The organism is Pseudomonas sp. NPDC089758, assembly GCF_044748705.1.
GTDB lineage: Bacteria > Pseudomonadota > Gammaproteobacteria > Pseudomonadales > Pseudomonadaceae > Aquipseudomonas > Aquipseudomonas putida_X.
Window position 1 is genome coordinate 386471 of the sequence record NZ_JBIVGN010000002.1, and the last position, 6980, is coordinate 393450.

Annotated in this window: 4 protein-coding genes; 2 read left to right on the plus strand and 2 right to left on the minus strand. The window is 62.8% G+C overall.

The genetic code is table 11. The features are described from left to right. Positions 1-3: 3 nt before the first annotated feature. Both ACIPZH_RS04510 and ACIPZH_RS04515 read right to left on the minus strand, forming a co-directional pair. Positions 4-1611, minus strand: coding sequence for an ATP-binding protein (locus ACIPZH_RS04510; RefSeq protein ID WP_241802732.1), 1608 nt, complete (start codon positions 1609-1611; stop codon positions 4-6). After that, on the minus strand, positions 1608-2306 hold the full coding sequence (locus tag ACIPZH_RS04515) for a response regulator transcription factor (protein ID WP_349976467.1): 699 nt from the start codon (positions 2304-2306) through the stop codon (positions 1608-1610). The genes ACIPZH_RS04510 and ACIPZH_RS04515 overlap by 4 nt, the downstream gene beginning before the upstream one ends. Before the next feature lie 682 nt (positions 2307-2988). Between ACIPZH_RS04515 and ACIPZH_RS04520 the strand changes: the two genes are divergently transcribed. Beyond that, positions 2989-5868, plus strand: coding sequence for a ribonucleoside-diphosphate reductase subunit alpha (locus tag ACIPZH_RS04520; RefSeq protein ID WP_400635301.1), 2880 nt, complete (start codon positions 2989-2991; stop codon positions 5866-5868). A gap of 547 nt (positions 5869-6415) precedes the next feature. After that, the coding region (locus ACIPZH_RS04525) for a ribonucleotide-diphosphate reductase subunit beta (RefSeq protein WP_400635303.1) at positions 6416-6980 on the plus strand (565 nt) is incomplete at its 3' end.

Consider the following 6980-nt stretch of genomic DNA (forward strand, 5'->3'; position numbering starts at 1 on the left):
GCCTTACAGCGGCGCCTGCTCGCGTGGCCAGTTGAGGCTGAAGCAGGCACCGCCCAGCGCTTCACTTCGCCCTACCGTGGCCCGGCCGGCGTGCCAGTAGATGATGCGCCGCACGATCGACAGGCCCAGGCCATGCCCTCCCGAAGCCCGGGTACGGCTGTCGTCGAGCCGGGTGAACGGCGTGAAGATGCGGTCCCAGTAACCTTCGGGGATGCCCGGCCCGTCATCTTCGACTTCGATGCGGCAGCGCTGCTGGCCCAACTCATAGCTCAACCGCACCTCTGCCCGGGCATGGCGCAGGGCATTGCTGACCAGGTTCTGCAGCGCCCGATGCAGATAGCGCGGTTCGGCCTCGACCCAGGCCTCTTCGCCACCCTGAAGCTGACAGGCACCGCGCACCAGCCTGACTTCGGTATTGAGCGGGGCCAGTTCGTCGATCACCCGGTCCAGCAAGGCATCCAGGTCGACGCGCTGGAACTTCAGGGCCGGCGCGCCCTGCTCCAGGCGGGCGTAGGTCAGCATCTCGTCGACCAGCTTGTCCAGGTCCTGGATATCGCCGTCCATGCCCGCCAGGTGCTTGGCGCGGGCCTGATCGGTCGGCGCGCTTTCGATCATTTCCAGGCCAAAGCGCAAACGCGCCACGGGCGTGCGCAACTCATGGGACACCGCCCGCACCAGTTCGCGCTGCATGTTCAGCGAACGCTGCAGGTGTTCGGCCATGCCGTTGAACGCTGCCGCGAGGCGCCCGACCGAATCGGCATCGTCGGCCGGCACGCGGGTTTCCAGGCTGCCCTGGGCGATGCGCGTGGCGGCCATTTCCAGGCCCGAGACCCGCCGCTCCAACTGACGCACCAGCAAATAGACCACCAGGCCAATCAGGCACAGGCCGAGGAATGCGATCAGCACCAGCAATTGCGGCGGATAGGGGTTGAGCTGGTACAGCGGGCCAATTTCCAATACCCAGGGCGAGCCCGGCAAGCCTGCGAACACGCGGATCGAATCGCCATCCTTGCCCAGCGCCATGACCGTGTCGCCCTCCTCTACCCGGCGCCGCTGGTCATCGTCCAGGCCCACGCGCTCCAGGCGCTGCAGGGCAATACCAAACCCGAACCCCTTGCTCTGCTTGATCTGCGCCAGGCGCTGTTGCTGTTCGGTGACGGGGTAGCGCACCAGTTCATCGGCGAGCAAATAGAGCGTGGCCCGCGCCAACTGCTCGCTGACCTGCTTGACCTCGGCCACCAGCAGCAGGTCTTCCTGGCCCACCTTGCGCAGCACCTGCGCGGCGTGCGGGCCGGTCTTGTGCACCACCACCAAGGCGCGATTGAGCCGCGCGCGCTGGCCTCCATCAAGGGTGCGCGCTGACATCGGTTGCAAGTCCAAGGGCACGCCCAACAAGCGCTCCCACATCAACAACGAGCGTTTGCGTTCGGTTTCATTCTGCTGGGCCAGGTTGTCTGCCATCAGGCTGAACGTGCCTTGGGCCAGACGCTCACGGTGCTGGGCGGCGCGCACCTCGTTGACCAGGTGCAGGCTGAGCACGCCGAGCAGGGCCACCAGCACCAGGACCGCGAGCATGCCGCCATAAATGCGCAGGAAGATCGAGTTGTTCATGGTGCATCGCCGACGAACAGGTAGCCCTTGCTGCGCAGGGTCTTGATAAGACGGGGGTGGATAGGGTCATCACCGATCTTGGGGCGGATCTTGGAGATGCGCACGTCGATGGAGCGGTCCTGGCCGTCGTAACCGACACCGCGCAAGGCGGTGAAGATCTGCTCGCGCGACAGCACCCGCCCGGCGTTGCTGGCCAGCAGCCAGAGCAGATCGAACTCGGCACCGGTCAGTTCGATCAGCTGTTCGCCAAGCCAGGCTTCGCGCAGGCGATTGTCAATGCGCAGGGCGCCAAAGGCCAGCTCTTGAGTTTTGCCTTGTGCCGGCTCGCTGCGCCGCAGCAGGGCCTGGATGCGTGCCAACAGCAGGCGCGGGCGCACTGGCTTGCACACGTAATCATCAGCACCCAGGTCCAGGCCCTGGACCTGGTCGAGTTCATCGCTGCGGGCGGTGAGCATGAGGATGGGGCCTGCGTACTGGCCACGTACCCGGCGACAGATGCTCAGGCCATCTTCACCGGGCAGCATCAGGTCGAGGATGACCATGTCTGGCTGGCTGTCGACGATGCGCCGGGCGGCGCGCGCGCCATCGCCCTCCACTGCCACCTCGAAACCGTTGGCCTGCAGGTATTCAGCCGTGAGCTCGGCGAGGCGCTGGTCGTCTTCGACGATCAGGATGCGGGGTACGGGTTGGTCCATGGCGTTTGCCTTGACTGTTGTTTTTGCGTTGCCTGTGCCGGCGCCATCGCCGGCATCGCCGCCTTAACCAAAAGGCAACATCCCCTGCCGATACTACGTCCCGCACCCAGCACTGCCAACCTCACCCGAAACACCCCTGGACTGAAGCGTTTTTTGTGCTAGGGTTCGCGCCCTGAAAAATCTGCACTGGGGCAACGAGCTGCAGAAAAAAATACTGCAAACCACTTGGTACAAGGCCTACAGCGAATACCCACTATTCACTCACAAAGTACGCACAAGTTATCCACAGGCGCTCGCCTTGCAAAGCCCCCGATACCGCATTATCTTGTATCCCCAGCGCAGCGAACCACTAGATGTTGGGTTTCACGTACCAACCCCAAGCACGAGTCAGCAGAGAAACTCAAGCGATTTTTCTGCCTGAACTTATTGTGGTTTCAACAACCAAACCGCTCCAGCGGAGATGGAGAGCAACAGCTTTTGGGCTAGCCCCATAGCCTTTGACTTCGGCCAGGGAGCGGCATGTTCTTTGCCCCTTATTCCTGAGTCTGTCCCGAAGTCGGTACGCCCGAGCGGGCGGATGCGTGCGCATGACGCATCCCCGCCAGGGCCGTCGAACGAGTGGACAGAACGGTGGGCGCCCAAAAGGCGCCTGAACATATAGAAATTGTGGAGACACCCACCCATGCAAACCGACACAACTCGCGAGAACCCGCAGGCTTTGGCGCCGCAGGCTGCCGATTCCAACCAGGATCTGGCCGCGACCGCTCCGGGCCAGCTGCGCGTGATCAAGCGCAACGGCACTGTCGTCCCTTACACCGACGACAAGATCACCGTGGCCATCACCAAAGCGTTCCTCGCAGTTGAAGGCGGCACCGCCGCTGCCTCGTCGCGCATCCACGACACCGTCGCGCGCCTGACCGAACAGGTCACCGCCACGTTCAAGCGTCGCATGCCATCGGGTGGCACCATCCACATCGAAGAAATCCAGGACCAGGTCGAACTGGCGCTGATGCGTGCCGGCGAGCAGAAAGTCGCCCGTGACTACGTGATCTACCGCGACCAGCGTGCCAAAGAGCGCGCCACCCGCGCCAACACCGACGCCGCGATCGAGCCGCACCCAAGCATCCGCATCACGCTGGCCGACGGCAGCCTGGCGCCGCTGGACATGGCGCGCCTGAACACCATCATCAGCGAAGCCTGCGAAGGCCTGGCCGAGGTCGATGGCGACCTGATCCAGCGCGAAACCCTGAAGAACCTGTACGACGGCGTGGCCATCAAAGACGTCAACACCGCCCTGGTGATGACCGCCCGTACCCTGGTAGAGCGCGAGCCGAACTACTCGTTCGTCACCGCCCGCCTGCTGATGGACACCCTGCGTGCCGAAGGCCTGGGCTTCCTGAACGTCGCCGACAGCGCCACCCACCACGAGATGGCCGACCTGTATGCCAAGGCCCTGCCGGCCTACATCGCCAAGGGTGTCGAGTTCGAACTGCTGAACCCGGCCCTGGCCGACTTCGACCTGGACAAACTGGGCAAGGCGATCAACCACGAGCGCGACCAGCAGTTCACCTACCTGGGCCTGCAGACCCTGTACGACCGCTACTTCATCCACAAGGATGGCGTACGCTTCGAGCTGCCGCAGGTGTTCTTCATGCGTGTGGCCATGGGCCTGGCGCTGGAAGAGAAAGACAAGGAAGCCCGTGCGATCGAGTTCTACAACCTGTTGTCGTCCTTCGACTACATGGCCTCGACCCCGACCCTGTTCAACGCCGGCACCCTGCGCCCGCAGCTGTCGAGCTGCTACCTGACCACCGTGCCGGACGACCTGTCGGGCATCTACCACGCGATCCACGACAACGCCATGCTGTCGAAATTCGCCGGTGGCCTGGGCAACGACTGGACCCCTGTGCGTGCACTGGGCTCCTACATCAAGGGCACCAACGGTAAATCCCAGGGCGTCGTACCCTTCCTCAAAGTGGTCAACGACACCGCCGTGGCCGTGAACCAGGGCGGCAAGCGCAAAGGCGCTGTGTGTGCCTACCTGGAAACCTGGCACCTGGACATCGAAGAATTCATCGAGCTGCGCAAGAACACCGGTGATGACCGTCGTCGTACCCACGACATGAACACCGCCAACTGGATGCCTGACCTGTTCATGAAGCGCGTCTTCGATGACGGCAAGTGGACCCTGTTCTCGCCATCGGAAGTGCCAGACCTGCACGACCTGACCGGCAAGGCCTTCGAAGAGCGCTACGAGTACTACGAAGCCCTGACCGAGTACAACAAGATCAAGGTGTTCAAGACCATCCAGGCCAAAGACCTGTGGCGCAAGATGCTGTCGATGCTGTTCGAGACCGGCCACCCATGGCTGACCTTCAAGGACCCGTGCAACCTGCGCTCGCCGCAGCAGCACGTGGGCGTGGTCCACAGCTCGAACCTGTGCACCGAGATCACCCTGAACACCAACAAGGACGAGATCGCGGTCTGCAACCTGGGCTCGATCAACCTGCCGAACCACATTGTCGATGGCAAGCTGGACACCGCCAAGCTGCAACGCACCGTGAACACCGCCGTGCGCATGCTCGACAACGTGATCGACATCAACTACTACTCGGTGCCGCAAGCACGCAACTCGAACTTCAAGCACCGCCCGGTCGGCCTGGGCATCATGGGCTTCCAGGACGCACTGTACCTGCAGCACATCCCTTACGGCTCCGACGCTGCCGTCGAGTTCGCCGACAAGTCGATGGAAGCGGTCAGCTACTTCGCGATCCAGGCGTCCTGCGACCTGGCCGATGAGCGCGGCGCATACGAGACCTTCCAGGGTTCGCTGTGGTCCAAAGGCATCCTGCCGCTGGATTCGCAGCAGATCCTGATCGAAGCCCGTGGCCAGAAGTACATCGACGTCAACCTGGAAGAAACCCTGGACTGGGCACCGGTACGTGCCCGCGTACAGAAAGGTATCCGTAACTCGAACATCATGGCCATCGCGCCGACCGCGACCATCGCCAACATCACCGGCGTATCGCAGTCCATCGAGCCGACCTACCAGAACCTGTACGTGAAATCGAACCTGTCGGGCGAGTTCACGGTGATCAACCCGTACCTGGTCCGCGACCTGAAAGCCCGCGGCCTGTGGGACTCGGTCATGATCAACGACCTGAAGTACTACGACGGTTCGGTGCAGCAGATCGAGCGTATCCCGCAGGAGCTCAAAGACCTGTACGCCACCGCGTTCGAAGTCGAGACCAAGTGGATCGTCGATGCCGCCTCGCGTCGCCAGAAGTGGATCGACCAGGCGCAATCGCTGAACCTGTACATCGCCGGCGCTTCGGGCAAGAAGCTGGACGTGACCTACCGCATGGCCTGGTACCGTGGTCTGAAGACCACCTACTACCTCCGTGCCCTGGCCGCGACCAGCACCGAGAAGTCGACCATCAACACCGGCAAGCTCAACGCCGTTTCCAGCGGTGGCGACAGCGCCCCGGTCCAGGCAGCCGGCCCAGCGCCAGTGCCGAAGGCCTGCGCGATCGACGAGCCTGACTGCGAAGCCTGCCAGTAAGGCCTGACTGCCGCGCGGGGTGCCTACGGGTGCCACGCGCGGCATTTTTGTATCCGCGCCTCACAGAAACCTTGGCCCTTGCCCGCCGCTCGCGCGGCTCGGTAGAAGTAGCCACCGCAGCTCGTGTTGCCTGACCCGGCCTCATCGCCGGGACGCGCGACACAATTCTCCCTAAACACTATATGGTGTGCCTTAAAATTTAAACTGGCACAAGATATAGGTTGGCGCTACACTCTCCCCCCGTAGAACAACACAGCCATTTCGTGAACGGACGCACGCAAAACCGGTCGAAAAAGTTACCCTCGCCCGCAAGACATGCGCCCCGATCGAAGGTGAATTCCGGTATACTTTGCGCCCTCTGAAAAGAGCGCCATTCAGTGTCCTGGCCCCTCCCCGAGGCCTGGCCAGGACAAGCCAGAACACATTCAGATGTAAACGAGAGTCAGCCTCTCGAGCTGTCCATTCGCCGTTACGGCCTTGCGTCAGGCATCACATTCTTAAAATCCAACCGGTTGCCCCATGGCGACCCTCAAGCAGGAGCCAAACCATGCTGAGCTGGGACGAATTCGACAAAGAAGACGGCGAAGTAGCCGCCAAAGGCAACACCCCTGCGCAGGCCACTGCCGCCGCCACCCTCGACAAGCTCGACAGCGCCGGTGGTGCCGCCGCCCTGGAAGCCCGTGCGGCCACCGCTTCTGACTCCGATGCCGTCAAACGTGCCAAGGCTGCCCTCGACGCCCTCGACGTTGCCGAAGGCCTGGCCGAGCTGGAAGGCTCCTCGGCCCGTGTTGCCGTTGACGAAAAGCGCATGATCAACTGCCGCGCCGACCTGAACCAGCTGGTACCGTTCAAGTACGACTGGGCCTGGCAGAAGTACCTCGACGGCTGCGCCAACCACTGGATGCCGCAAGAGGTCAACATGACCGCCGACATCGCCCTGTGGAAGAGCCAGGACGGGCTGACCGAAGACGAGCGCCGCATCGTGATGCGCAATCTCGGTTTCTTCTCCACCGCCGACTCGCTGGTTGCCAACAACCTGGCCCTGGCCGTGTACCGCCTGATCACCAACCCGGAGTGCCGCCAGTACATCCTGCGCCAGGCCTACGAACAGG